This window comes from Gottschalkiaceae bacterium SANA (genome assembly GCA_036323355.1).
In the GTDB taxonomy this organism is placed as follows: Bacteria; Bacillota; Clostridia; order Tissierellales; family GPF-1; genus GPF-1.
This window is the reverse complement of sequence record AP028876.1, coordinates 1,704,768-1,730,995: the sequence shown is the minus strand read 5'-3', so window position 1 is coordinate 1,730,995 and position 26,228 is coordinate 1,704,768. Positions and strand designations below refer to the sequence as shown.

The 26,228-nt window shown below is 42.0% G+C and carries 19 protein-coding genes and 2 other annotated features (1 of these 21 only partly in view); of the genes, 5 read left to right on the top strand and 14 right to left on the bottom strand.

The annotated features are described in order from the left end of the window. Nucleotides 1-39, bottom strand: a binding site (T-box leader) (it extends 221 nt beyond the left edge of the window). Nucleotides 40-67: 28 nt separating this feature from the next. The 9 genes from AC25CA_RS08120 to AC25CA_RS08080 form a co-directional block, all read right to left on the bottom strand. Next, the gene (locus AC25CA_RS08120; RefSeq protein ID WP_486816566.1) at nt 68-1,729 is read right to left on the bottom strand and encodes a phospho-sugar mutase; all 1,662 of its coding nucleotides are present in this window, start codon (nt 1,727-1,729) and stop codon (nt 68-70) included. Between the two features lie 49 nt (nt 1,730-1,778). Then, the gene (locus AC25CA_RS08115; protein WP_486816565.1) at nt 1,779-2,546 is read right to left on the bottom strand and encodes a histidinol-phosphatase HisJ family protein; all 768 of its coding nucleotides are present in this window, start codon (nt 2,544-2,546) and stop codon (nt 1,779-1,781) included. A gap of 66 nt (nt 2,547-2,612) precedes the next feature. Then, the gene (locus AC25CA_RS08110; protein ID WP_486816564.1) at nt 2,613-4,484 is read right to left on the bottom strand and encodes a glycoside hydrolase family 13 protein; all 1,872 of its coding nucleotides are present in this window, start codon (nt 4,482-4,484) and stop codon (nt 2,613-2,615) included. Continuing rightward, nucleotides 4,468-5,883, bottom strand: a complete 1,416-nt coding sequence (locus AC25CA_RS08105; RefSeq protein ID WP_486816563.1) for a glycogen synthase — start codon at nt 5,881-5,883, stop codon at nt 4,468-4,470. The genes AC25CA_RS08110 and AC25CA_RS08105 overlap by 17 nt, the downstream gene beginning before the upstream one ends. Further along, nucleotides 5,883-6,950, bottom strand: coding sequence for a glucose-1-phosphate adenylyltransferase subunit GlgD (glgD, locus tag AC25CA_RS08100; RefSeq protein WP_486816562.1), 1,068 nt, complete (start codon nt 6,948-6,950; stop codon nt 5,883-5,885). Before glgD ends, AC25CA_RS08105 begins: the two co-directional genes overlap by 1 nt. Next, on the bottom strand, nt 6,940-8,067 hold the full coding sequence (locus AC25CA_RS08095; protein ID WP_486816561.1) for a glucose-1-phosphate adenylyltransferase: 1,128 nt from the start codon (nt 8,065-8,067) through the stop codon (nt 6,940-6,942). Before AC25CA_RS08095 ends, glgD begins: the two co-directional genes overlap by 11 nt. Beyond that, entirely contained in the window at nt 8,064-10,454 is a 2,391-nt protein-coding gene (locus AC25CA_RS08090) for a glycogen/starch/alpha-glucan phosphorylase (RefSeq protein ID WP_486816560.1), read from the bottom strand. The genes AC25CA_RS08095 and AC25CA_RS08090 overlap by 4 nt, the downstream gene beginning before the upstream one ends. Then, complete coding sequence (gene glgB, locus AC25CA_RS08085) at nt 10,438-12,276, bottom strand: 1,4-alpha-glucan branching protein GlgB (RefSeq protein ID WP_486816559.1); 1,839 nt, start codon at nt 12,274-12,276, stop codon at nt 10,438-10,440. Before glgB ends, AC25CA_RS08090 begins: the two co-directional genes overlap by 17 nt. A 55-nt stretch (nt 12,277-12,331) precedes the next feature. Then, a complete protein-coding gene (locus AC25CA_RS08080; RefSeq protein ID WP_486816558.1) occupies nt 12,332-16,573 on the bottom strand; it encodes an acyl-CoA dehydratase activase-related protein in 4,242 nt (1,413 codons plus the stop codon). A 143-nt stretch (nt 16,574-16,716) separates the two neighbouring features. Between AC25CA_RS08080 and AC25CA_RS08075 the strand changes: the two genes are divergently transcribed. Genes AC25CA_RS08075 through AC25CA_RS08065 form a run of 3 tightly spaced genes read left to right on the top strand, consistent with a single transcriptional unit; the run spans nt 16,717 to nt 18,798 of the window. Then, complete coding sequence (locus AC25CA_RS08075; protein ID WP_486816557.1) at nt 16,717-17,670, top strand: DUF4349 domain-containing protein; 954 nt, start codon at nt 16,717-16,719, stop codon at nt 17,668-17,670. A 38-nt stretch (nt 17,671-17,708) separates the two neighbouring features. After that, nucleotides 17,709-17,981, top strand: coding sequence for an acylphosphatase (locus AC25CA_RS08070; RefSeq protein WP_486816556.1), 273 nt, complete (start codon nt 17,709-17,711; stop codon nt 17,979-17,981). Next, a complete protein-coding gene (locus AC25CA_RS08065; RefSeq protein ID WP_486816555.1) occupies nt 17,953-18,798 on the top strand; it encodes a YihY/virulence factor BrkB family protein in 846 nt (281 codons plus the stop codon). The genes AC25CA_RS08070 and AC25CA_RS08065 overlap by 29 nt, the downstream gene beginning before the upstream one ends. Before the next feature lie 77 nt (nt 18,799-18,875). Here the strand turns inward: AC25CA_RS08065 and sdaAA are convergent, their stop codons facing one another. Together sdaAA and sdaAB are read right to left on the bottom strand one after the other, a co-directional pair. After that, on the bottom strand, nt 18,876-19,751 hold the full coding sequence (sdaAA, locus tag AC25CA_RS08060) for an L-serine ammonia-lyase, iron-sulfur-dependent, subunit alpha (RefSeq protein WP_486816554.1): 876 nt from the start codon (nt 19,749-19,751) through the stop codon (nt 18,876-18,878). Beyond that, nucleotides 19,748-20,419: an L-serine ammonia-lyase, iron-sulfur-dependent subunit beta gene (gene sdaAB, locus AC25CA_RS08055; RefSeq protein ID WP_486816553.1), complete on the bottom strand. Its 672-nt coding sequence runs from the start codon at nt 20,417-20,419 to the stop codon at nt 19,748-19,750. Before sdaAB ends, sdaAA begins: the two co-directional genes overlap by 4 nt. 134 nt (nt 20,420-20,553) lie before the next feature. Here sdaAB and trmB point away from each other — a divergent pair, with 134 nt between their 5' ends. Both trmB and AC25CA_RS08045 read left to right on the top strand, forming a co-directional pair. Next, nucleotides 20,554-21,192 (top strand): tRNA (guanosine(46)-N7)-methyltransferase TrmB, encoded by a 639-nt coding sequence (gene trmB / locus AC25CA_RS08050; RefSeq protein ID WP_486816552.1) that lies wholly within the window; start codon nt 20,554-20,556, stop codon nt 21,190-21,192. A 70-nt stretch (nt 21,193-21,262) separates the two neighbouring features. Beyond that, nucleotides 21,263-21,847, top strand: a complete 585-nt coding sequence (locus AC25CA_RS08045; RefSeq protein ID WP_486816551.1) for a TVP38/TMEM64 family protein — start codon at nt 21,263-21,265, stop codon at nt 21,845-21,847. Between the two features lie 30 nt (nt 21,848-21,877). Here AC25CA_RS08045 and AC25CA_RS08040 read toward each other — a convergent pair whose 3' ends face one another. The 3 genes from AC25CA_RS08040 to AC25CA_RS08030 form a co-directional block, all read right to left on the bottom strand. Further along, complete coding sequence (locus AC25CA_RS08040) at nt 21,878-22,744, bottom strand: MBL fold metallo-hydrolase (RefSeq protein WP_486816550.1); 867 nt, start codon at nt 22,742-22,744, stop codon at nt 21,878-21,880. Nucleotides 22,745-23,189: 445 nt separating this feature from the next. Continuing rightward, nucleotides 23,190-23,405: a binding site (T-box leader), on the bottom strand. A 51-nt stretch (nt 23,406-23,456) separates the two neighbouring features. Then, the gene (locus AC25CA_RS08035) at nt 23,457-24,524 is read right to left on the bottom strand and encodes an ABC transporter ATP-binding protein (RefSeq protein WP_486816549.1); all 1,068 of its coding nucleotides are present in this window, start codon (nt 24,522-24,524) and stop codon (nt 23,457-23,459) included. 9 nt (nt 24,525-24,533) lie between these two features. Further along, nucleotides 24,534-26,228, bottom strand: coding sequence for an ABC transporter permease (locus AC25CA_RS08030; protein ID WP_486816548.1), 1,695 nt, complete (start codon nt 26,226-26,228; stop codon nt 24,534-24,536).

Below are 26,228 nucleotides of genomic sequence, written 5' to 3'. Positions count from 1 at the left end.
GAGGCATCCAATCTTTACTCGTCCCTTCATTGCTTTTCTAATTGAAGCTATTATAATTCTTTCACAGCTATTTGTCAAACTCTGCATGAATAAATTCACGCATTTGTTTTTGAATCATTTCCATAGATTCATCAGAAGCCGCTTGGCTATCCGCCCAGGTCGAATAGTAGCACTTCAATTTTGGCTCTGTTCCAGAAGGACGAATTGCCACCCATGCCGACTCAAAAAAGACTTTGATGACGTTTTCAGTAGGAAGACCCGTATCGGAAGACAGATAATCAATTATTTTTATCTGCGACCCTAAAAAAGGAGACCTTGTTCGAAATCGTTCCATTATCTTTTGAATTTTTTCTTGTCCCTTTAATCCTTTGCTTTCAAAGGAATCCAATGCTTCTTTATAGAATCCAAAATCATGATAGATCTCTTGAAGATGGCTGCGCAATGAAACACCGTGGCAACAGTAAAAGGAAGCCATTTCAACAATCAACATGGCAGCGAGCACGCCATCCTTGTCTCGCACCTGATTTCCCGTCAAATATCCGTAACTTTCTTCGTAACCAAAGAAGAAAGAGCGGTCTTCCAATGATTGAAACGATTCAATTTTTTCTCCAATATACTTAAATCCAGTCAAGGTTTCCTCGCAGATCAATCCGTTTTTCTCCGCAATTTTTCGTCCCAGGTCACTTGTCACGATGGTTTTCACCACGGTTGCCCCTTTTGGAATTTCATGGGTTTGATTGATCAAGTAATTCAACAACAAAGCGCCAATTTGATTGCCATTTAAAGGAAATGGCTTCCCTTGATCCATAACAACCACACCAACACGATCACAGTCCGGATCCGTTGCAAGTACAAGATCCGCATCCCTTTTTTTTGCCAACTCAACAGCAAGCTGCATCGCTTCCGATTCCTCGGGATTCGGTGTACTTACCGTTGAAAAATCAGGGTCTGGACGTTCTTGAGAGCTAACGGTCCATACGTTCTGATAACCACGTCTTGCCAAAACGCGGCGAACCAAACGATTTCCAGCACCATGAAGTGGTGTATAAACGACTTTGATTGCACAATCAACATCTTTTCTTTTCTTTTGAGAGAGGCAATAGGAAACATAAAACTCATCCATCTCTTCACCAAGATAGGAAAACTTTGTATGATCCGATAAACAATTAGAATGATCCCGATGAATCAATGCCAATTCCGTAATAGCAGAGAAGGCGTCAATAATCGGCTGTATTCGTTTCGGTACCAATTGCGCCCCATCGGCGCCATACAGTTTCACGCCATTGTATTCAGGTGGATTATGACTAGCGGTGATCATAATCCCAATATCAGCTTGAAGCTTACGAACAGCAAAGGACAATTCTGGTACAGGGCGTTCTCCATCAAAAAGAAAAACTCGCGCACCATTAGCCAAAGCAACCCGCGCAGCCTCATCAGCGAACAATCGCGACATGCGACGCGTATCGAAGGCAATAATCACTCGTGGTTCATCTTTACCATCTCGAAGATGCGTCATGGCCGCTTGAACAACTTTTCCCACCATATACCGGTTCATCCGATTGGGTCCTAATCCCAACTCTCCGCGCATGCCTCCTGTTCCGAAAGTAAGTTCACGACCAAAACATTCTTTTATTTCCGATCCTTCCGTAATTTTCAAAAGACTCACGCGATCTTTTTCAGATAAATACGAACTGTCAATCCATTTTTGATACCGCTCCTTTATCTTCATTTCGCCTCCCTCTCCTTTTCCAAACCCAATCATTCCATTTAAGCCGACTCTATAGGTAAATCATCTTTCGCTTTTGAAAGACAACTGCTTTTAAACCCAATGATTCAATAAAGGTATGGGCTTCTCTTATCTTCCAGCCTATGCGCTCACTGGTGTGCGCATCTGATCCAAGGGTCACCGCATGTCCACCCAACTCCGCATAGCGGATATAGATGGGTCGAATGGATTCAAAGTCAGCATTCGTCTCAATCCGTCTCGTGTTTAATTCCAATACGCGTCCTGTTTCAATTAACGCTTTCAATACACGGTCCAAAAGATGATGCAAGTTGGAATCCGACCAAACTTCTGGATCGGGATATGGCGCATATCTTGCTATATAATCAATATGGCCTAGAGCGTCGAAATCGGAAAATTCAAGAATACAAGCCTCCATAGCTTTTAAGTAGGCGCCATAGGTCTCTGTTTTCGATCGGTCAGTATAAAACTCTGGATAATAAATGTCGATGTTTTCAACAACATGAATCGATCCGATTACATAATCAAAGGGATAGTTTCGAATCAAATCTGCTGCGCTTTTTCCGAATCCTGGCACCAATCCCAATTCAACGCCCAAGAAGAATTGGCTGCTTCTCAAGTCATCATACTTCGAAAAATAGCCCTTGGGATCAAATAAAAATGAGTCCGCTTCCGGATATCCAAAATCATAATGTTCCGTAAAAGTTCCACCGATATTTTTTTCTTTTAACTCTCGAAGTGCATCGGTAGCCTCTAGGGTAGAATCCGAAGAAATCGAGGAGTGGATATGCGAATCGAACATATAGACCTCCTAGTTTTATTGAACTCATTATAAACCGAATACGAAAAAGGAACAAGTCTCTCAACGTCAATCTGCTCTTTTTACGAAAACTCGACCAAATATACCCTCTATGCTCCAATACATCTCCAACTCTTCTTGACTTTCCAAATCTATCCAAATTCCAGTGCACGGAAATTTTCCTTTTACCCGTTCCTTTCCGGAATTAACAACTGAAAAAATCATTTGATTTTCCGCTTCCCTAACATGAGTAAAACATTGACCAATCATTTCGCCAGTTTTAAAACTTCCACAAGAGAGCGATGGGTATTGATGATATCGGCGAATCCATTTCTCATACAAGTCGTAAATCAATCGATTTTCATGCCCCCAAGGATATGTTTTACGGTTAAAAGGGTCTTTCCAGCCTTCCAAACCGACCTCATCACCGTAATATACACAAGGTACGCCAGGAAGAGTAAACAACAATTGAACGGCCAAAGCCAGACGCTTGACCGCCAAATTCATTTCTTCTTCCTGCAAAGTCCACTCCATCAATTTACTTTTGGGCTTGTTGGGTTCTTCTCTATAAATCATCGCATTCAACACACGAATTGTGTCATGGGTACCAAGAAAATTCATTAGCTGTTGAAAAATTTCCCTTGGATAATTCTCATGAATTGATCGAATGATCCTGCATAGTTTGCTTGCGTTTTCCTCCTGTCGAACAAAACGCAGAATCCCTTCTCGATAGGGATAGTTCATTACAGAATCCAACTCTCCACCAAATAGATACTCCCGTTGTTTTCCATAACTGATTTTATTGGAGGCGTCCTCCCAGACCTCACCAATCACGATCCCTTCCGGATTTTCTTCCTGAACACGTTGATGAATCCCTTGAATAAAACGATCTGGTAACTCATCTGCAACATCGAGCCGCCAGCCCTTAACGCCTATTTTCATCCAATGTGCAATCACACCGGTATCTTCCCCAAGAATAAAATCCTGATACGCCGGATTTTCTTCTTCAATATTGGGCATGGTGTCAATTCCCCACCATGATTCGTAATCATCGGGATGATTTCTAAATCGAAACCATCCATAATAAGGAGATTCCTTTGATTGATAAGCACCGACTTCATCATAGAATCCTTCACGATTAAAATACAGACTGTCGCTACCGACATGGCTGAACACGCCGTCCAAAATAATGGAGATCCCTCGTCGTTCTGCTTCTTCACAGAGACGAGAAAAATCAATTTCATCTCCAAAATTCGGATCGATCTTTTGATAATTAGCCGTATCGTATTTATGATTGCTTGGAGATTCAAAAATTGGATTCAAATAAAGAATGCTAATGCCTAGATCCTGCAAGTAAGAGAGTTTTTCCCTAATCCCATTTAAAGTACCACCAAAAAAATCGTAGCGAATAATTCGTCCTTCTTCATCTCTCGTATAATACGGTGAATCATTCCAATCCGTATGCAGTAAAACTGGACGCGGATATATCCCTGCTTTTTTTCCTTGTGCAAATCGATCCACAAAAATTTGATACATCACGCCACCAACAAACCATTTTGGAACTTTTGGAATCTCGCCATGTACAGTGATTTGAAAGGGAGCCGTTGGTTCTGAGACTAAAATCGCCTTTCCGCCTAAACGATCAGCAGGATTGCATAGATAGCCATACTCTTCCCCGTCACGAATAACAAATTCATACCAAACCAAGGATGGTTCTTTTGGCATAATCAAGGTACATGTGTATCTACAACAATTCTCCTCATCATCCACTCTCTTCATGGAGCAAATTTCTTCCGACTCTTGCCCAACGCGATAGCGCATCAAGCATTGTACCGTTTTTTTCTTTTCAAGAACAACCGTAAAGGTAATTGGCGTACCTAGGTGTACTGCGCCAATAGGATTTCGATATTTCGGGTCCTGCGAATCAAACCTCGCCTTCACTACTATACCTCTCTCTCACTTGGTCATAAATATCCTCATATTCCTTTGCTGAGTCTTCCCAACTTCTTACAGAATTAACCGATTGACGAACTAAAGATTGCCATATCTTTGGATCTTGGTAGGCCCGAATGGAACGCTTAACAGCTTCGATCATGGCAAATCCATCATATCGTTCAAAAACAAAGCCGTTCGGATTTTCATCCGACCGTTCATAATCACAAACTGTATCTTTAAGTCCGCCCGTTGCACGAACAATTGGAATTGAACCATAGCGCTGAGCGATCATTTGCGTCAGTCCACAAGGTTCGAATCGAGAAGGCATCAAGAGCATATCGGAAGCAGCATAGATTCTTTGCGCCAAACCCTCGTCAAAATCAATAATTGCACGAAATCGCTTGGGATATTCGCGGCTTGTTTTTATCAGTAACTCTTCATATCGTTGTTCCCCAGTTCCCAATACAACGAATTGCAAATCCAAATTAATCAATTCATGGATAACAGAAACAATCAAGTCCAAGCCCTTCTGTTCCACCAAACGACTTACGAACCCAATCAATGGCAGACTATTTTGAGGAAGTCCTAGTTCCTCTTGCAAAGCTGCTTTGTTTTGTGCCTTTTTCTTGCATGAATAGCGATAAGGAAATCTAATAAACGGATCTGTCATGGGATTGAATTTTTCCAAGTCCAAACCATTCAAAACACCACGAAATTTACTCTTTATACCGCGCAGAACCGGGTCGAGTCCTTCTCCGTATGCATGCCCCATGACTTCTTCAGCATAACTTGGACTAACCGTTGTTACATAATCCGATGCTACCAAGGCCCCTTTCATCAAATTTAAATCACCGTCAAACTCCATTTCATTAATGATCCCATCGTAGCCCATCAAATCTACGGCCACATCTTTTCCGTATCTACCCTGATATCGAAGGTTGTGGATCGTAAAGATAACGGGAAGATGCATCCGCTTTTCCTTAATCAATTGAGCTGCCCAAGCAGACTGCCAGTCATGGCAATGTATCATTTGATACTTCTTTGGATTTTTCTGAATCCATTCCACTACAGCTGCTGAAAAAAAGAGATATCGTTCCGCTTCATCAAAATATCCATATAATTGTTCGCGACGGAAATAATACTCGTTATCAATAAACCAATAAATCACTCCCTTATATTCACTGCGATAGATGCCAGCATACAATTGACGCCACCCCAAGTTCACTTCAAAACTCTCAACGAATTCAAGATTCTCCTTATCGATATGAGCATATTTTGGCATAATTACATCCGCTATCCAACCATTATGCAGGGCATGAGGCAAGGAACCAATGACGTCGCCAAGTCCACCGCTCTTTGCATAAGGCGTCCCCTCGGACGCAACGTACAAGACTCGTTTTTCCATCAAATCACACTCCCTTTAGGAATCACAATTGGTTCTTCTTTTGTCCCTTTCAAAACCGTTCGATCTCGAATGGTCACTGTCTTGTCAAGTATCACATGCTCCAAATGAACATCCTTGCCAATCCGCGCGCGTTGCATGAGAATAGAATCCTTAATCACACTGCCCTCACCGATCATAGATTCCCTGGAAACAATGCTATTCTGAACGATTCCACAAATTAGACAACCACTGGCAACCCATGAATTATTTACCCGTACACCACTACAGTATTGGGTTGGATGATTGTCCTTGCTCTTTGTAAAAACACTTCTTTCTGACCAAAATAATTCTTTTCGCACGGCTCCTTCTAAAAGATCCATATTGGCTTTATAGTAACCCGCAACATCTGAAATTTCGCGATAATAGCCTTTATGCGCCACGTTATCAACACGAAGATGCTCTTGATTTCTTCGTATCATTTCCAGAAGGTCGTAAGATCCCCCTTGCTCCATGCGTTGAAGGGCTTGCGAGATCAAGGACCGTTGCACCATGACTGCTAAGATTTCACGCCCCTGCCATTTTCTGCGATTTTCATTCGGATCACCAACTGCCTCATCAATCTGAGGTTCGCCAGTCACAACGGTCACATCATTACCGCTGTCAAAATGTTTATTCATCAGTGATTTGAAATCAAGATTGTCAATTTGATTACTCGGCTGAAATATTATCATTTCTATTGTCGTTTGATTTTCTATAAACAATTTACTTGGCTGCAGTTCCCGTAGGTCAAAGTATATGCCGGGTTCAATGGAGTAATTTTCCAATGCTGGAAGAATGGCAAGATCCTGTGTTTTCCGGTGTAAGGACCATTCCTGCCCGGTACCCAAGTGATCGATCAAGGAGCCATACTTCGCCCCGCCCAAGACACCAATGGAATGAATATTCGCATTTACTAAATTGGAAAGCGCAAAATCAATCATCCGATATCGTCCACCAAAAGGAATGGTCGATATGCCTCTATTCATCGTAAACTTCTGCAGTTCATGATCCCATCGCTGAAAAATAATGCCCATTACTTTACGCATCATGATCCTCCTTTCCAATCAATTGAATGGCTTGATTCGCAAATCCAATTTCTTTATCTGCAGGAATCACGACACCTTCATCCAAAATTGCATGCCGTATCTTTGCATTTTTTCCAATTCTCACATTTTTGAGAATAATCGAGTCTTCCACAAGAGCTCCCTTTTCGACGATCACGCCACCGGACAAAATAGAATGCGTAACCTCTCCGTGAACCAAACATCCATCAGATATTAAACAGTCGGTTACGGACGCATTTCTGGAAATAAAATGGGGTGGCAAACTTTCAAAATTTGAATAAATGCGAAAATCTTTGTCAAAGAGATTAAGTGGTGGGTTTTTCATCAATAATTCCATCTGTGCATCGTAAAAGCTTTCAATGGTTCCCACATCTCTCCAATATCCATTAAAAGGAAAGGCAAAGACGCCCAATTGCTCAGCCAAAGCTGTTGGAATAATATTCTTGCCAAAATCATGCTGACTGTCATCCTTGACTCCATCTTCTTTTAATAATCGTTTTAATTCCGACCATTTGAAAATATAGATGCCCATCGAAGCAAGATTACCTTTAGGATTTTTTGGTTTCTCTTCAAAATCGGTGATGCGATTTTCATCATCCGTACTCATGATTCCAAACCGGGAAGCCTCCTCTGCTTCCACAATTAATCCACCAATGGTCAAATCCGCATCATTCTCAATATGGTTTCTCAACATCTCTGAATAATCCATTTTATAGATATGATCACCCGAAATTATCAAAACATGCTCAGGATTATAGGATTGAAGAAAGGAAATGTTTTGAAAAATAGCATCAGCAGTACCTCGATACCAGCTTGCCCCATATCGATTCTGATACGGTGGCAAAATTGTAACTCCGCCACTCACATTATCAAGAGACCAAGCGCTTCCTGTAGCGATGTATGAATTGAGTTCCAGGGGTTGATACTGAGTCAAAACACCAACCGTATCGATATTGGAGTGATAACAATTACTTAAAGAAAAATCTATCAATCGATACTTCCCACCAAAAAGCACTGCTGGTTTGGCGACTGCCTTAGTTAATACACCCAAACGGCTTCCTTGGCCTCCTGCTAAGAGCATGGCAACACATTTTTTTTTCATAATTTCCCTCCTAATCTCCATATCCTAGCTGCATATTCCTGGATCGAACGATCGCTGGAAAAATAACCAGAATGTGCAATATTTGAAAGTTGCATCCGATTCCAGCGATAAGAATCTCGATAATATCGACCCACAACTTGTTGTGTTTCCGCATAATCCGCAAAGTCACGCAGAACAAAGAACTGATCATTTTCCAATAAAAGCGAATCGAAAATAGATTGAAAAGCACCTGGACGTTTGTCAAAAAAACCATTCACTAGTTCATCAACAACTAGTTTTAACCGCGGATCTTTTTGGTATTCTCCCAAGGCATGATAAGAATCATCCCGATAATAACGCAAAACTTCATCGGCTTTCAATCCAAAAACAAACATATTATCCCAGCCGGCTTCACGATAAATTTCTACATTTGCGCCATCGAGTGTTCCGATCGTAACGGCGCCATTCATCATAAACTTCATATTTCCTGTTCCCGAAGCTTCCCGGGATGCAGTAGAAATCTGCTCACTCAAATCAGCTGCCGGATACAGACGTTCCGCCACCGTGACATTGAAGTTTGGGATAAAGACGACTCGAATGATATCACGTGTTTTTGGATTTGCTTCAATCTTCTCTGAGACCGCATGAATCAATTCAATCAACCGTTTTGCATAATAGTATCCCGGAGCCGCCTTACCTGCAAAGACAAAGGTTCGAGGTATCATTTCCTGGGCATGATCATCTATGATTCGATTATAGAGATGCATAATATGCAAAACATTTAATAATTGACGCTTATAGGCATGGATTCGTTTCACATGCACATCAAAGATGGAGCTCGGATCGACACAAATATTCATTTGCTGCTGAATGATCGCAGCTAGTTCTTCTTTGTTTCCCTGCTTCACTCGATGCAATTCATCAAGAAAACCATTATCTTCGGAGCAATCGGTTAAACATTGAAGGAGTTCTGGTTTTTTCCTCCAATCCACTCCGATTTTTTCAGTGATCAATCGTGACAAATTGGGGTTGGCTCCAATTAAAAATCGCCGATGAGAAACCCCGTTGGTAATCGAATCGAATTGTTCAGGATATTTTTGGTATCTGCCTGCGAATAACTCCTCTTTTAAGATCTCGGTGTGCAACTTGGCCACCCCATTCACTCGTCTTGATCCAATAATTGAAAGGGTTGCCATCTTGACCTTTCCCCATTCCATCATTGGGTCTAATTCAGGGTTTTCTATGCGGTCCCTCCGATGAATTTCGTCGAGGATCATTGTAATGCGTGGAAGCAGATGTTTCATAGTTTCATAAGACCATTCTTCCAAAGCCTCGGGCATAATGGTGTGATTCGTATAATGAATGGTGTTTTTCGTCTGTTCCCAAGCCGTTTCCCAATCCATGCCTCTACCATCGATCAGAATACGCATTAGTTCAGCCACGCATAAAGCGGGGTGGGTATCATTGATTTGAATGGCAACCGATTCGGACAATCGCTTCACATTGCCCCCCCGGCCAGTAAATCGACCGATTATCGTCTCTAGACCCGCAGCTACCAAAAGATATTGTTGCTTTAACCGCAAAACTCTTCCCTCATGGCTTTGATCATTGGGGTAGAGAATTTGAGAAATGGCTTCCGCCTCTGACTGATGACGTACTGCCTCAATAAATTCTCCACGATTAAAGGCATTGATATCCATATCCTGCATGGCAACGGCTCTCCACAAGCGAAGTGTATTGACTTGACCATTCTCGCTTCCTACAATCGGTACATCATAGGGAACTGCACGAATTGCATCGTACCCTTCATGAAAGTAAACCCATCTTCCTTCGACTTCTTCCCCTCTTACATGGCCGCCAAAGCGAACCACAACAGACCGGGTCGGTTTCACAACTTCCCAGGAAAAAGCATCATTTAACCACTCATCCGGAACTTCCACCTGGTTGCCCTTTACAATCTGCTGTTCAAACATCCCGTGAGAATAACGCAATCCCATTCCATTCCCAGCAATTCCAAGGGCAGCCATGGAATCCAAGTAACATGCGGCCAATCTTCCCAAACCGCCGTTGCCCAAGCCGGCTTCATTTTCTTCATCTAACATATCCTTTAAAGAGATGGATAAACCTTCCAGACCTTCCTCAACCAGATCCCGTATTCCCAAGGAATACAAGACCTGATCCAATAATTTTCCAATCAAAAATTCCATAGAAAAATAGTAGATCAGTTTTGGATCCTCCGTGTAATGTCGGTCATTTGACTCAAACCACATTTCTGACAATTCATCCATTAATACTTTCACTAGCCCTAGATATTGTTCATGACGAGAGGAACGATCAATTTTTTCCCCGGTTACCTTTCGTATTTTTTTCTTAAATAAACCTTGAAATTCTTCAGCCGTTTGAAACATCTTTTTTTCTCCTTTTTCTAACAGGCTTGAGGATCAAGCCCGTGTACGACGGCAAGCGTAGACAGATAGAATATGGCTGATTTTGCCAAGGCCTTGAACTCGCCTGCATCGTTTTCTTCAGCGGTTGATCCAACCCATGCGCGTAGGTAGCGCTGGTAAACACCAAACGGTATTTCAAGCGTTCAGGAACCCCCATTCTGTATTCCATATAATTGCCCGCTCCTTCGTTGATTACAACCATGTTATAGTTTTCAGGATCTTTAGCCAGACGCTGATAAACAAATATCGACTGTTCCTGATTGTCTGCGTCAACCCATCGAAATCCTTCCCATGAAGAATCCTGCTCCCAAAGCGATTTTTCCTTCAGGTAAAAATGATTCAATTGACTCAGGTAGAGGTAAAAGGAACGATGGGAATCGTATGCCAGCATCTTCCACTCCAACTCTTCGTAATAACGCCATTCTAAAAATGGCGCTAACTCATTCCCCATAAAACTTAATTTTTTACCCGGATGCGTCATCATGTACAGGTAGAGTACACGAAGTTGGTTAAACATTTCCTCATATTCTCCGGACATTCGATCCAAGAGTGTTTTTTTTCCATGGACAACCTCGTCGTGGGAGAAAGGAAGTATATACGATTCTTCAAATGCATAAACCAGTGAAAAGGTTAATTGATGATGATTTTTTGATTTTTCCTGTGGAGACATAGATATATATTGCAAGGTATCGTTCATCCATCCCATATTCCATTTGTAGGTAAATCCCAATCCTCCATGATGCACGGGTGCCGTTACATGGGGAAAAGCAGTTGAATCTTCAGCGGACATAATGGCATAGGGAAAACGTCTGAATATCATACGATTCAGATTCTTAAAGAAGTCAACGGCTTGGCAATCATAGGCTTTATCAGGCTGCAACATACTAGCAACGCCATCAACTCGAATTCCGTCGATATCATAAAAGGCAAACCAATATGCTGCATTGGAAAGAAGAAAACTCCGCACCTCTGGTCTAGACACTTGAAATCGCTTAGTCCCCCACTCAAGATGCTCCTCCGCCTCATAAACATCTTGACCGTTTAATTGAGACAGTCCTTCTTCATTTTTACAAAAATGACCCGGCACCCAGTCAAAAATCACAGCAAGGCCAACTTGATGACAGGCTTCCACAAGTTCCCTTAATTCTTGAGGGGAACCCCACTCCGCGTTTACCGCATAAAACCCAGTAATTTGATAGCCCCATGACCCGCCAAAAGGATGGTGCATCACCGGCATAAATTCAACATGGGTGTATCCTAGTTGAACCAAATACGCTGGCAAAACTTTCCCTAAAGAATGATAAGAGTCACACATTTTACGCCATGAACCAATATGAATCTCATAGATATTAATGGGTTGATTGCTGTTCCCGGCGCGTTTTTGTTTCACCAAATTCGAATTTTCAGAACTGGACGACAGTGAAAATGCAGACACGATGGATGCTGTGGCTGGAGGCACTTCAACTTCTCTGCCATAGGGATCCATTTTCCAGATTTTCCTTCCTGCTTTTGTTTCAATCACATACTTGTATCGATCTCCAACCTTTGCTTCTGGCACGATGATTTGCCAAATCTCTGAACCAGGGCTTACCAACGCCATCGGGATGCCCTCTTCACTCCATTGCGTAAAATCTCCAGTTACTGCAACAAAATTTGTATCGGGTACCCAAATACAAAATCGTATCCCTTCTGAAGTGATATGAGCACCAAAGGCTTCATAGGCTTGAAAATATCGCCCTTCATGAAAAAGAAAAATCAAATCATTATTCCAACGAAACGACATAATGGTCACCTCCTACACTGTTTTTACCCAAAAAAAGAACCCCATATACTGGGGTTCACGAAATCACTTCAAAACTTTGATTGCCCTGTCGCAAGGCAATTGACATCATTAATTTAATTCGATTAATTTGATTGACCTCGCTTGTCCCTGGATCATAATCAATGGGAACGATGTTAGCCATAGGGTAGGCATCGCGAAGTGCTTTAAACAATCCTTTTCCGGAGATATGATTGGGCAAACAAGCAAACGGCTGAACACAAACAATATTCGGCACCCCTTCTTGAAGGAGTTCTATCATTTCTGCTGTTAATAACCAGCCTTCCCCCATTTTATTCGCCGTAGACACCAAATCCTTAACCAGATCGGCCTTATGATAAATCGATGGAGAAGATGAGAATCTTTGACTTGCATCTAATGCTTTACGCAAAGACTTTGTATACATTTGCAAACCTTGAATGACCGTCTCACTGATGATTCGATTTTTTCTTCCGCCACCAAGGTAACGATGATCTGCAATATTACTGTACATGTAATACGTTAAGAAATTGAATAATTCAGGGACAACAACTTCTGCGCCTTCTTTTTCCAACTCCTTCACAACTTGATTGTTCGCTGTTGGATGGAATTTAACCAGGATTTCACCCACGATTCCAACCTTTGGTTTATGAATATCATTCAAAGGAATATGATCAAAATCAGCGATAATTTGCTTTAATAGCGTTTGAAATCGATGATAGGTTTGGCCTTTCTTTAATTCTCCTTGAATTTTTTGATTCCAAGCTTCATACAGGACTTCGACGCTTCCCGCTTCTTTTTCATAAGGACGAGTACGACATACGCACTTCATCAATAAATCACCATAAATCACAGCACGCAATAATTCCATCACCGCTTTAGAAGGCAGATTAAATCCTGGTTGACCTTCTAATCCTTTAAAGTTAAATGAAATGACCGGTACCTGTTGCATATCCAAATCCCTTAATGCCTTTCGAATAAAGGAGATATAATTGGTTGCTCGACAGCCACCCCCGGTCTGTGACATTAAAATAGCGGTTCGATCAAGGTCATAGTCTCCCGATTTTAGCGCGCGCACAAACTGACCCGTTGTTAAAACTGCGGGATAACAGGCGTCATTATGAACAACTTTTACCCCTTCTGTCACGGCCTCATAATCAATTTCCGGCAAGATCACAACTTTATATCCGTAATTCCGTAAGATTGTAGCAATAAAATCGAAATGATAGGGTGCCATTTGCGGCACGAGAATTGTATGGGTCTTCTTCATTTCTTCCGTAAAGACTGTTCGTTTTACCAAAGGCTTAGGGATATGCACGTGTTTTTCTTGATTTTTTCTTTCTTCGAGAGCGGCTTTCAAGGATCGAATCCGAATCCTTGCAGCTCCCAGATTTGAAATTTCATCAATCTTCAAGAGTGTATAGGTCTTCCCATCGTACTCGAGTATTTCCTTAACTTCATCTGTCGTGATGGCGTCCAGGCCACATCCGAAAGAAGTCAATTGAATCATCTCTAAGTTCGGTTGACTTGCAACATAAGCCGCTGCGCGATAGAGACGCGCATGATAGGTCCATTGATTGTGAACGGTCAGTGGCCGCTTCAATTCCCCCAGATGCGAAATAGAATCTTCCGTAAATATCGCAAACCCTTCTCCTTCAACAAGATCTGGGATTCCGTGATTGATTTCAGGATCCACATGATAAGGTCGTCCAGCCAGAACAATCCCGCGCCCACCTTCTTTCGCAAGCAGTTCCAATAAATGTTCGCCTGCCTTTTGAATATCTTTGTGGTATCGATCCAATTCCATATAGGCTGCATCCACTGCAATCTTCACTGCGCCTTTGCTTACTTGAAAACAGGATAACTCATCCATCAATCGAGTCACTAAAGCTTTTGGATTGTCAAAAGAAAGATATGGATGCATAAATTTCACTTGATCTTTAAAGGCTTCAATCGATCCTTTCAGTACGTCTGGATAAGATGCAACGACAGGACAATTAAATCGATTCGTTGCGATCGAATCTTCCTGCTGATTATAAGGGACAGACGGATAAAAAATATGACTGACTCCTTGATTCACCAGATCTTCAATATGGCCATGAGCAATCTTAGCAGGATAGCAAACTGATTCTGATGGAATACTTTCCAGACCTAGATCATACAACTTGCGATTGGATTCGTGAGACAAAACAACTTCGAATCCCAAAGAATCAAACAAGGTATACCAGAATGGATAGTTTTCATAGAGATTTAAGACCCTTGGGATCCCGATTCGTTCTCGTCTGCTAACGGGTTTTGTTCTGTGATAATCAAACACACGTTGATACTTATAAAGAGAAAGATTCCGTTCTGGATCCTTCTTTTTCTCAAGTCCAAGTCCTTTTTCACAGCGATTTCCACTGATATAAGAAGTCTTGTCATTGAATTTATTAATCGTCAATAAGCAATTATTTGAACAGCCTTTGCAACGTGCTGTTCGATGGGTATAGTCAAAATGAGAAAGCTCTTCTTTGGTTAGAATGCCGGTTGACTTGCATCGATCTTGCGCCAACAAAGCAACGCCAAAAGCACCCATTAATCCCGCAATATCCGGTCGTATAACTTCTACACCGGTTTCCAGTTCAAAGGCCCTAAGCACAGCCTCGTTATAGAAAGTTCCACCCTGAACAACGATTGATTTTCCTAAGTCTTCTGGAGAGTGAATTCGAATGACTTTATACAAGGCGTTTTTCACAACTGAATAGGCAATGCCAGCTGAGATATCAGAAACTGTCGCACCTTGGCGTTGAGATTCTTTAACGCGTGAATTCATAAATACAGTACATCGTGTGCCCAAATCAACAGGAGCCTTAGATTCTAGGGCTTGTTTTGCAAAGTTTTCCACTGAGACACCCAAAGCACTGGCAAAGGTTTGAATAAAGGAACCACAACCAGATGAACAGGCTTCATTTAGCATAATCGAATCAATCATACCATCACGGATACGAAGACTTTTCATATCCTGACCGCCGATATCGATTATAAAATCGACATCAGGACGAAAATATCTCGCAGCGCGATAATGTGCAATAGTTTCCACTTCTCCAACATCAATATGCAATGCTTTTTGTATTAAGGCTTCCCCATAGCCTGTAACTCCTGTTCCCGTAATCACCACAGTTTCAGGAAGCGTTTCATACAATTTTTTTACTTCTCGTATTACAGTCTTCAATGGACTGCCTTGATTTACTTCATAAAATGAATAAAGCAGCTCATGATTTTCACCGACTAAAGCAATTTTTGTGGTCGTAGAACCAGAATCTATCCCAAGAAAAGCCTTGCCGCGATAGCTTGCAAGTTCCCCTTTCGCTACTTGATTCGTTGCATGCCTCTTTCTAAATGTAACAAGATCCTCTTCTGTTTGAAACAATGGATCTAGGGTCTGCGTGGCTGTTTCAAAATGATCCTTCTGTTCCGTCATCTTCTTTGTCAATTTTTGAAGCTGAAAAATCGGTTGATCCGAATCTTCCTCCGCGCCATAAGCGGCACCCATGGCAACAAAATACTGTGCATCAGCCGGGTGTACAACATTTGGCTCTGTCAGGCGCAAGGTTTCAATAAAGCGAACTCTCAGTTCCGACAAAAAGGTTAAGGGTCCACCTAAAAAAGCAACTTTTCCTCTAATCGGTCTTCCCTGAGCTAGCCCGCCAATTGTTTGCGTTACAATTGCTTGTAGAATCGAAGCTGCAATGTCCTCTCTTCTTACCCCTTCATTTAATAAGGGTTGGACATCACTTTTCGCAAATACACCACAGCGGGATGCGATGGGATAAATCTGCTTTGCTTCCTTTGCCAAATCGTTTAGACCCTTGGGATCCGTTTCCATTAAGGAAGCCATTTGATCGATAAATGCACCCGTGCCACCCGCACAGGTTCCATTCATCCTCTGCTCCACTGCATGAGAAAGATAAGTGATCTTAGCATCTTCACCACCCAATTCAATCGCAACGTCGGTATCCGGCGCCGTACGCTCAATAGCGCGGGTAGAAGCAATTACCTCCTGCATAAAAGGAATCTCTAACCAGCTAGAGATTCCAATTCCGGCTGAACCCGTCATATAGATTCGAAGGTCTCTCTCTGACCATCGACTCGCTAGATCTCGTAACATATCCATAAAGGTCCGCCTCACATCCGATCGGTGTCGGCGATATTCTTTTTCCACCTCAATCCCTTGGGGATCGAGCAATACATATTTGATAGTCGTTGACCCTACGTCAACGCCCAATGAATAAACTTTTTCCATGCTGAAAACTCCTCTCGAACTGTATATAATTATAGTATAGCAATTAACATGCGGTTTCAAATTCTACAGTCATGTTTTATAAAGATTTTAACTTTTGAAACCTTCCAAACGTTTTCTCGTCAAAATAAAAAAAGGAGGATACAATGAAAAAGAAAATAAGTGCCATACTTTTATTCCTCGTGTTAATTTTATTGATCGCAGGTTGCAGCCAATCAAAAGATTCAGAATTTACTGATTCGCGTAATGAGTCCATGGCAGCAATGGAAGCGCCAGGAATGCCAGCCCCGGAATATGACATGGCTGAAAGTGTCACGTCGGAAGAATTTTCCCTCAACAAAAATGGGGATCCCCTTCTGGACACCACACCTTTGGGCCAAGATGAACGTCAAAAAATGACCTATTCAGGCTCCGCGTCCATCGAAACGGAAACCTTTGATGATACTCTCTTAGGGCTTGATCAATGGATCCAAGAATTCGATGCCATGATCGCCTCTTCACGCATTGAGGATCATGGGAGTTTTGATCAACCACGACGATATGCATCCTACACCATCAGAATCCCTGCTGAAAACTTTCAAAAGGCTATTCAAATCTTGCAAAATCAAGTACAAGTTCGTCGTTTGCAATTGGATTCTCAAGATGTTACAGATCATTACTTTGATTTAACCGCACGAATTGAAAGTGCACAGACCCACGAAAGCAGACTTTTAGCCCTTGTGGAAAAATCAACAGAACTAAAAGATGTTCTTGCTCTTGAACAAGAATTAAACAGAATTCGCTATGAAATTGAAAACAATCAAGGCATTCTTCGTCGTCTTGATTCACAAGTTCGATACAGTACCCTTTATATCGATATTCAAGAAACCAAGAATGTACTGCCTGAACCGATCACATTCTTTGATCGAGTCAAAAATCAAATTGCTAGGGCTGGTCAACAAATCGTCGACGGCCTTCAAGGGATCATTTTGTGGGCAATTCTTTGGTTACCGACCTTGTTTATTCTTGGACTCTTGTTCTTTATCCTATATCGTTTTACGAAACGATTGGTTCCCATTTGGAAAAAAAAGAAAGATCCACTAGAATCTGATCACAAATAAGGGTATGATATGAATAAGAAATTTCAGGAGGGTCCCTTATGAAACGTGTAATGATCAAAGCAATTGGGCGGGTGCAGGGCGTTGGTTTTCGATGGTTTGTCAAACAAACCGCCGAACACTATCAAGTAACCGGCTGGGTCCAAAATCAATGGGATGGCAGCGTCTGGATGGAAGTCCAGGGCGCGGATAAGGTGTTGATACTTTTTCTTCAAGCCATTCAACATAAGCATCCCTATGCGAGAGTGGATTCAATTACCTCACAAGATCGGAGCCTAGTTGAAGATGAAGAAGCCTTTTATATTCGAGGATAATCCCTCCCCCTCCTCCGCTTTGATCACGTTAAAAGGGATGATCCTCCGTTTTCAACGACACGACTTAATGGGTTTAAGTGCCCAGTTAACCTATTATATTCTTCTGGCACTTTTCCCTTTTCTTTATTTATTGACTTCTTTCAGCCGATTCACCTCGCTGACCGAAGAGACCTTTGTTCGATCACTGGCGGATTTTCTTCCTCATGAATCATTTCAAATCGTTTATAATATCGTGCAAGAAATTACAGGAACACAAAGTGCCGGTGGTTTTACAGCTGGTTTTCTCGTTATGATCTGGCTCGCCTCCCGAGGAACGAGAGCCATTATGAAGGGAATTAATCGTGCTTATGACGAGATTCCAAAACGAAAGTTCACTCGACATATTCCCACCTCCCTTTTTTTCACGGTAATGATTTTGGTTTTATTTATTGCGGATGCATTCTTTTTACTCTTCGCTTCCAACGCTTTGACTTGGATTCTCACCATGGTTTTCCGATTCAACATCAGCGAAACGGGTTTTAATTTTTCCGTTACCCTGTTCTCGTTTGTCATTACTTTTTTAAATATTCTTCTGATCTATCGATTTGCACCTGGTCACCAGCCGCGACTCATGCGTGTTTTACCTGGCACAACCCTAACGGCTGTGGCTTGGATGATCAGCTCCAAGATCTTTGGTGTCTATGTATCCCAGTTTGCTCACTATCTGTCATTCTACGGCAGTCTATGGGGTTTGTTCGCCCTTTTAATCTGGATGTATCTAAGCAGTTTGATTCTTCTTCTAGGTGCCGAGCTCAACGCAGAATTAACGCCAAAATAAATCATCTCATTACAATTTAACATGACTGCATTCCATTCTCAGCCTTCGGGCTGAGTTTTTTGTAAAAAAAAAGAGACTTACTCGTCCCTTCCAAATATGCGATCTGCAATTTTTTTACCTGTAGGCGTTGCGGCAAGGCCACCTTTCCCCGTTTCTCGTAAATCCGGATCCATTGAATCCCCTACCTCTTTCATCGTTATAATCACTTCATCAAAAGGAATGATACTTTCAATTCCGGCCAAAGCCATATCCGCCGAGATCATGGCATTTGCCACCCCCGAAGCATTTCGCTTTGAACAAGGCGCCTCCACAAGTCCAGCAATTGGGTCACAAACCAAACCCATCACATTTTTCAATGCAATGGATGCTGCATGAAAGACCATTTCCGCACTGCCACCAGACAATTCTACCAAAGCACCTGCTGCCATGGCTGCCGCAGAACCACATTCTGCCTGACATCCACCTTCCGCGCCAGAAACCGTTGCCGTTTTGGCAATCAACTCGCCAATCCCGCCTGCAGTAAACAAGGCACGTAGACACGATTCTTCCGAATATCCATACTGGTTCATAGCTGATAGAATTGCCGCCGGCACGATTCCTGCAGAACCCGCTGTTGGGGCGGCACAAATTTTCCCCATGGATGCATTATATTCCGAAGTAGAAAATGCGTATGCCATGGCATCAACAAGAGCTGAACCGGAATACGATTGATTTCGTTTCTGGTACTCTCTCATTTTATAGGCTTCTCCACCAATAATTCCACCCAATGGCTGAAGAGCGCCATGTAGGCCCTTTTGTGCAGAATTTGACATAATCGCCCATCGTTTTTTCATTTCCTTAAGCAATTCTTCTTTTGTCTGACCCAATTTATTCGATTGCTCTTCCAAATAGCTTTCAGACAATGTACCTTGCGTTTTCATTGATTTTTCTAACCATTCCTTCGCAGAATTCATTGTTTTTCCTCCCCTTGCGGATCGATTTGTTTCACCGACTGAATCCAAGCAAATTCACGCAGTATTTGAATGGCTCCCCTAGGGATCGATTCATCGGTTTCAATAATCATGGATGCCAACTTTCCTTTTTCTGTTCTGCGAACCCGCATATCAGCAATATTAACACCTGAGTCAGCAATAACCTTTGAAACCGTACTAATTACACCCGGCTTGTCCATGTGTTGAATCAAAAGGGTTGGCTCACTTCCAGTAATTCGCACATTAAAATCATCTATCTGCGTAATCACAATTTGACCACCGCCCAAGGAGGACCCCGTGACACGAATGACTTCGTGCTGATCATTCACAAAAATAAACTTAACCGAATTCGGATGTACATGTCCAAGGTCGATCGCTACATAAGAATAAATGAGTTTTCGATTGCGGGCAATTTGTTTAGATTGTCCTAGCCGTTCATCGTCGGGCCCCATCCCCAAAACTCCCGCTAATAGTGCACGGTCTGTGCCATGACCTCGATAGGTCTCGGCAAAGGAACCATGAAGTCCAAAGGTTACCGAAAGTATCTCTCCCTCTACAAGGTCTCTAGCCACCTTTCCAAGTCGTGCTGCACCTGCTGTATGAGAACTCGAAGGGCCAATCATAATTGGACCAAGAATATCAAAAACCATTATAAACCTCCCCTGTTAAAATCACTTCATTTTACCATGATTGGTTTGGGCTTTCAATGAATGCTTGAAGCATCATGTAAAACAAGGTAAAATTAGAATCTAGAAAGACAGAAGTAGAAATTGGAGGCGAATTTATGCGGTTAAAATATGTAGAAAACGGTTATGAAATTTTAGAAGCTTGTCAACAAATTGTTACCATTCGAAAGGCATCGGCCGAAGAGGTTTGGTCTAACTTGCCAACGCATCAAGACCTGCATCTTGAATTAGGCACAGGAATGGGAGACTTTTTGTTTGGTATGGCTGAACAATACCCAAATCGCTTTTTTGTCGGTTTTGAACGGGATACAAAGGTCCTGATTCGAGTTGCAAAAAAGACGGAAGAGTTTGAATGTATGAATTATCAATTTGTTCATATGGATGCAGGGAACGCACTACCCCACTTTCCTGATCATCAGATCCAAGGCATTTACTTAAATTTTTCCGATCCATGGCCAAAGAATTCTCATGCAAAACGGCGTTTGACTCATCACAACTTTTTGCGCGAATATCAACGGTTATTAGCTCTAGGCGGGGTTTTAGAAATGAAAACCGACAATCTGGGTCTTTTCGAATATTCCTTAAAGCAATTTCAAAGAGAAGAATGGATTCTTCAGCGAGTTGAACGGGATTTGCACCAAACAGAGCTTGCTGAAAAAAATGTAGAAACAGAATATGAAAGAAAATTTCGTGCTAAAGGACAGCCCATCTATTTTCTTCGCGCTTGTCCTAAATAGAAATATAATCCATTGACAAACCCGTTCTTTTTTTATAAATTATAGATAATTCTGAAAAAAGGGTGAAAATATGATTAATCAATTTCTGGAATTTTTCTCAAACCTGGCCCTTATCGAATGGGTCATGACTGCCATGAAAACTCATGGAGTCCTTGCAGGTATTGGAATTCCAATCGCTGAAGCATTTTTTCCAGTCTTTCCATTAACCGCAATTGTAGCGTTGAATGTTCATTTATATGGACTTCTCACTGGTGCGTTTTATTCATGGACAGGCAATGTTGTAGGTTCCTTCCTCCTCTACACGGCCATTACACGCTGGAAAAAGAAAACGGAAACGAATAAAATGAAAAAAATCCATCAATGGATGGAAGAAAAAGGATGGATGGGACTACTGGTCTTATATGCTATGCCTTTTATGCCTTCGATCCTTCTCAGTACTAGCGCAGCCTGGTTCAATTTGTCACGAAAGCACTTTCTTTTCGCTTTGCTGGGCGGCAAACTGTTTTTAATGTTATTTTTAACAGTAATTGGATCACAGATTACAACCCTTGTGGATCATCCAGTTCGTAGCGTTGGAATTCTTTTCCTATTAGTAGCCGCTATGTGGGGAATGAAACGGTGGACACAAAAAACAGTGGGAGTAACGACTGTATAGAACCAGAAAGAAACGGGTAAAGCCAAAGCTTTACCCGTTTCTTTCTTCCTTTTCTCTTTTTAGCCCTTCAAAGAACCAGCCTGCCATTTCAAGTGCTTCTTCCACACGTCCGTTTTCTTCCACTTCAATTCTCACTTTAGCAATTGCCAAAGATTCCGAGGCTTCCACGACTTGGCCGATCCATCGAATCCACTCGCATTCTGCTTCAAAGATTGCTCGAGACTGTACCGGATAAACATGAGAAGCCACGATCCACTCGGCCGGATAAGACAACAATCGATCGATCAGACTCTCAACCTTTCTCGGTGTCCAATACCATTCCCCGTCATAAATATCGACAAAGAGAATATCTCCAATAAAAAGTACGCGATCTTCTTCTGAATAGATGATCAAATGGTCCTCTGCATGTTCACTTCCAATATGTTCTATGACACACTTTGTCCGTCCAAGATCCACGATCATTCGTTTATCCACTTCAACCTCTGGAATTCGAATAACAACTTCTCTTGGACTTGGTAATTCCTTCAAAAGACACGCTCTGCAAAATTCGATTTCAAGTCCGCTCAAGACTCGCTGTTCAAGCGCTTCGTCAGTCCATTCATAATCCTTTAATTCCTTCATTTTTTCCCGGGTCAATCGATGAGCGAAAACCGGTCCTGTCGCTGATGCCGCACCAAAAATATGATCCCAATGCCAATGGGTTAAAACGAGAGCATTTCGCAGTGGAAATCCCTGTTCTGCCAATGCAATTTCAAATTCTTGGTAATGGGCTTTCGAATTGCCCGCATCAATAAGTAGGGTAAACTCATCACCACGTATTCCGGCGAGAATCGGGCGGTCCGTTTCCTCCACTGGATGAGAAAATACAATTCCATCTGTTAGTTTTTCAAGCTTCATAATCTCCTCCTTTTTCGCAAGTATATCACAAAAAAATAAGAACCCGCGAAGTCCAACACCTTGGTTGCCCTCACCGGTTCTTATTTTTCTGCAAGTACCCTATAATGTCGCTTAGGTCACCTTTCATCTTTAGTCCTCCCATTCGTCTTTACATGTGCCCAAGCCAAAATAATTTACATTATATTGTCCATACGCATAAACAGCTGAATATTCGTTTTTTTCCATATTATATTCTTCCACGATCATTTCACCTCCTATTTAACCCATTGCGGCTCTTTCTTTTAGTCTTCCCACTCATCTTTACATGCGCCCAAACCAAAATAATTTACATTGTGTTGTCCGTACGCATAAATCGTTGAATGATCATAATGATCCATTTTCCCTTGTTCCATTGATCTTCACCTCCCCTTCTATTATTTTCAAGTAAACAAAAAGACCCGTCCAATAAAAGGACGAGTCATTACCCGCGGTACCACCTTCGTTACACTTTCGTGTCACTCCGAATTTCTTCTTTGCCTATAACGGGGCTTCCGTTGTCCACTACTAAGCTTCACAGACAAGACTCTGAAAGGAGTTCGAAATCAATCCCCGATCTGGGTTCCACCACTTCCCCAAATTCGCTGTACAGTTCCTGATTTCGGCGTTTCGTCATCGCCATTTAAATATTAACGAAAGTGTATCATCTTGTCCGCGGATTGTCAACACTTGTTTTTTATAAAATATGCAAGGCTTTCTCATCAAAACCCAACATCAGCTTGTCGCCCACGTCATAGCTTGGTTTGCCAAATGGATTGCTCTCACAAATTTGAAGAATCGTATCTCCCCATTTTACCTCGTATTCATGGGTTTCTCCCATAAAGATACTCTTGCTTACTTGGGTTTCAAATTCTTCTACACCAAGAGTGACACTCTCGGGCCGTAGCACCATTTCTATCGTTTCCCCGATCTCATGTTCCGTTGCACGTGGCACCCGGTATTTTACGCCTTTGACTTCAACCACCGTCGCTTCCTCTTCCTTGGACTCAATGACACCAGGTATAATATTGGCTCGCCCGATAAATCCCGCAACAAAAGCATTGGCCGGCATTTGATAAATCTCATGAGGAGAACCGACTTGCTGGATCATGCCGTCTTTCATAATAACAACCTTGTCAGAAAGTCCCATCGCTTCCGATTGATCGTGAGTTACATAGATTGATGTAATCCCAACCTCTTGCTGAATTCTTCGAATTTCATCTCGCATATGGAGACGAAGCTTCGCATCCAGATTCGACAAGGGCTCATCAAAGAGCAAGACTGCTGGCTCCATCACCAAGGCACGAGCAAGTGAAACCCTTTGCTGTTGCCCACCAGACATCTGTGATGGAACTCGACTTGCAAAATCCTCCATCTTCATCATAGTTAAAATCCGATTAACCCGCTCGTCAATCTCCTTTTTGGGTAGTTTTTGAAGCTTCAATCCATAGGCGATATTGTTATAGACATTCATATGGGGAAACAAAGCATAGTTTTGAAAGACCATTGAGATATCTCGCTTATCCGGTGTCAAAGGGCTCACATCCTCGTTCCCAATGACAACCTCACCCTCAGTCAAGGTTTCGAATCCTGCAACCATTCTCAAAATAGTCGTTTTCCCACAGCCCGAAGGTCCTAAAAGCGTTACAAATTCACCGGGTCTGATGGTTAAATTCACTTGTTTAACAGCCTCAACCTGGGTGTTTTTTGACGTGACAAATGTCTTCGTCAGATTTTTTAAAAGTATTCCTTTTGCTTCTTTCATATTTTCCTCCTACAACACGATATCATCCGCACTTACGCCAAATCGAGATACAATAACTCGAATCAGTGAAATGACACTCGCCACAATAATAATCAAAATGGTTGAATACACACTGGCTACGCCAATCTTACCCTGATCAATCTGTGCCATTATTGCAACCGTCAGTAAATTCCATCGTGCTGATACCAAGAAAATCACGGTAGAAACCAATGTCATACTTCTTGCAAAGGAGTTCACAAGTCCGCTAAAGAAAGCGGGACGAATCATTGGCAAAGTAACTGAGGTAAACACTTTTTGACTGGAAGCACCCAAAATACTGGCAGCCTCTTCAATGGATGGATCGATTTGTTGAAGTGCCGCTATACCCGATCGAATTCCAACTGGCATACTTCTGATCATAAATGCAATGATCAAAATAGTAGCTGTTCCCGTTAAAACCACTGGCCCTGTATTAAAGGTCAATACATAGCCGAGTCCAATAACGGTTCCTGGAATGGCAATCGCCAACATGGTTGTAAATTCCATATAGCTTCGCCCTGGAAATCTTCGACGCACCGTAAGAAAAGCAATGACCATCGCTAAAATTCCGGTAATCGGAGTCGCAATTAAAGCAAGAACCGTTGTATCCAAAATTGGTTTGATTCCCAGATCCATGACATAGCGGAAATGGTCTAAGGTTAAGGAATAATTGACACCCCACAATTTTACAAACGAACCAATCGGTACAAGAATATACATCATTCCAACCAATAGACTGATCAATATAACCAGTACTTGAATCGGTTTCACGATATGGGGTTCATCGATTAATTGTCGTGCACGAGAGATTTTACCCGTTACTGTAATATAGGATTTTTTTCCTACATAATATTTTTGAATAATAAATGCCGATACTGAGATCACCAACAGAATCATCGCTAGAGCCGTTGCTCCGCTCATATCCATGCTACCAATCCCCTGTAGATAAATCTGCGCCGCCATGGTGGTGTAATTCCCACCGATTACCATGGGATTGCCGAAATCGGCAACGGATTGAATGAAAATTAGTAACGCTGCATTGGCGATTCCAGGTGCCATCAAGGGCACCGTAACCGTTCTAAACACTTCGCTTCTTGATGCACCCAGGCTTCTAGATGCTTCTTCCACCGATGGATCAATCTGCTTTAACAGGCCGGATAAGACCAGATAGGCAACTGGGAAAAAGGTCAACGTCTGAACCAAAACCAGTCCTTTGAAACCATAGATTTCAGCATCTCTCATGCCCAAGAGTCCTCGGCTAATCAAACCCGTTCGTCCAAATAGTAAAATTGCCGACAATGCAATTAAAAAGGGTGGTGAAATAATGGGTAAAATTGCAATCGCATCAAAAAGTCGCTTACTTTTCATCTTTAGATAAGCCGATGCATAGGCGAAAAGGAAACCGATACTCGTCGCCAAGATACTGACTGTCAAACCGAGTTTTAACGTATTCTTAATAATTAATCGATTATACGCTTTTGTAAAAATTGCTTCATAGTACTTGGTTGAAACTCCACCTTCAAAAAGAAAACTGCTACCCATAATGCGAAATAACGGAATTACAATAAATAATGTCACTATTGACAAGACAATAATGATCGTCGTAAACAAAGCCGGATCTCTGATCACATTTTTCATGGTAGCAATCTCAGATTTCATCTTTAATTTTCTCGTGTTCGTTTGCAT

What these genes read in the sequence shown, in the direction of transcription:
- AC25CA_RS08120 (WP_486816566.1), bottom strand. Translation starts at nt 1,729, where the DNA reads ATGAAGATAAAGGAGCGGTATCAAAAATGGATTGACAGTTCGTATTTA.
- AC25CA_RS08115 (WP_486816565.1), bottom strand. Translation starts at nt 2,546, where the DNA reads ATGTTCGATTCGCATATCCACTCCTCGATTTCTTCGGATTCTACCCTA.
- AC25CA_RS08105 (WP_486816563.1), bottom strand. Translation starts at nt 5,883, where the DNA reads ATGGAAAAACGAGTCTTGTACGTTGCGTCCGAGGGGACGCCTTATGCA.
- glgD (WP_486816562.1), bottom strand. Translation starts at nt 6,950, where the DNA reads ATGATGCGTAAAGTAATGGGCATTATTTTTCAGCGATGGGATCATGAA.
- AC25CA_RS08095 (WP_486816561.1), bottom strand. Translation starts at nt 8,067, where the DNA reads ATGAAAAAAAAATGTGTTGCCATGCTCTTAGCAGGAGGCCAAGGAAGC.
- AC25CA_RS08090 (WP_486816560.1), bottom strand. Translation starts at nt 10,454, where the DNA reads ATGTTTCAAACGGCTGAAGAATTTCAAGGTTTATTTAAGAAAAAAATA.
- glgB (WP_486816559.1), bottom strand. Translation starts at nt 12,276, where the DNA reads ATGTCGTTTCGTTGGAATAATGATTTGATTTTTCTTTTTCATGAAGGG.
- AC25CA_RS08080 (WP_486816558.1), bottom strand. Translation starts at nt 16,573, where the DNA reads ATGGAAAAAGTTTATTCATTGGGCGTTGACGTAGGGTCAACGACTATC.
- AC25CA_RS08075 (WP_486816557.1), top strand. Translation starts at nt 16,717, where the DNA reads ATGAAAAAGAAAATAAGTGCCATACTTTTATTCCTCGTGTTAATTTTA.
- AC25CA_RS08070 (WP_486816556.1), top strand. Translation starts at nt 17,709, where the DNA reads ATGAAACGTGTAATGATCAAAGCAATTGGGCGGGTGCAGGGCGTTGGT.
- AC25CA_RS08065 (WP_486816555.1), top strand. Translation starts at nt 17,953, where the DNA reads ATGAAGAAGCCTTTTATATTCGAGGATAATCCCTCCCCCTCCTCCGCT.
- sdaAA (WP_486816554.1), bottom strand. Translation starts at nt 19,751, where the DNA reads ATGAATTCTGCGAAGGAATGGTTAGAAAAATCAATGAAAACGCAAGGT.
- sdaAB (WP_486816553.1), bottom strand. Translation starts at nt 20,419, where the DNA reads ATGGTTTTTGATATTCTTGGTCCAATTATGATTGGCCCTTCGAGTTCT.
- trmB (WP_486816552.1), top strand. Translation starts at nt 20,554, where the DNA reads ATGCGGTTAAAATATGTAGAAAACGGTTATGAAATTTTAGAAGCTTGT.
- AC25CA_RS08045 (WP_486816551.1), top strand. Translation starts at nt 21,263, where the DNA reads ATGATTAATCAATTTCTGGAATTTTTCTCAAACCTGGCCCTTATCGAA.
- AC25CA_RS08040 (WP_486816550.1), bottom strand. Translation starts at nt 22,744, where the DNA reads ATGAAGCTTGAAAAACTAACAGATGGAATTGTATTTTCTCATCCAGTG.
- AC25CA_RS08035 (WP_486816549.1), bottom strand. Translation starts at nt 24,524, where the DNA reads ATGAAAGAAGCAAAAGGAATACTTTTAAAAAATCTGACGAAGACATTT.
- AC25CA_RS08030 (WP_486816548.1), bottom strand. Translation starts at nt 26,228, where the DNA reads ATGCAAACGAACACGAGAAAATTAAAGATGAAATCTGAGATTGCTACC.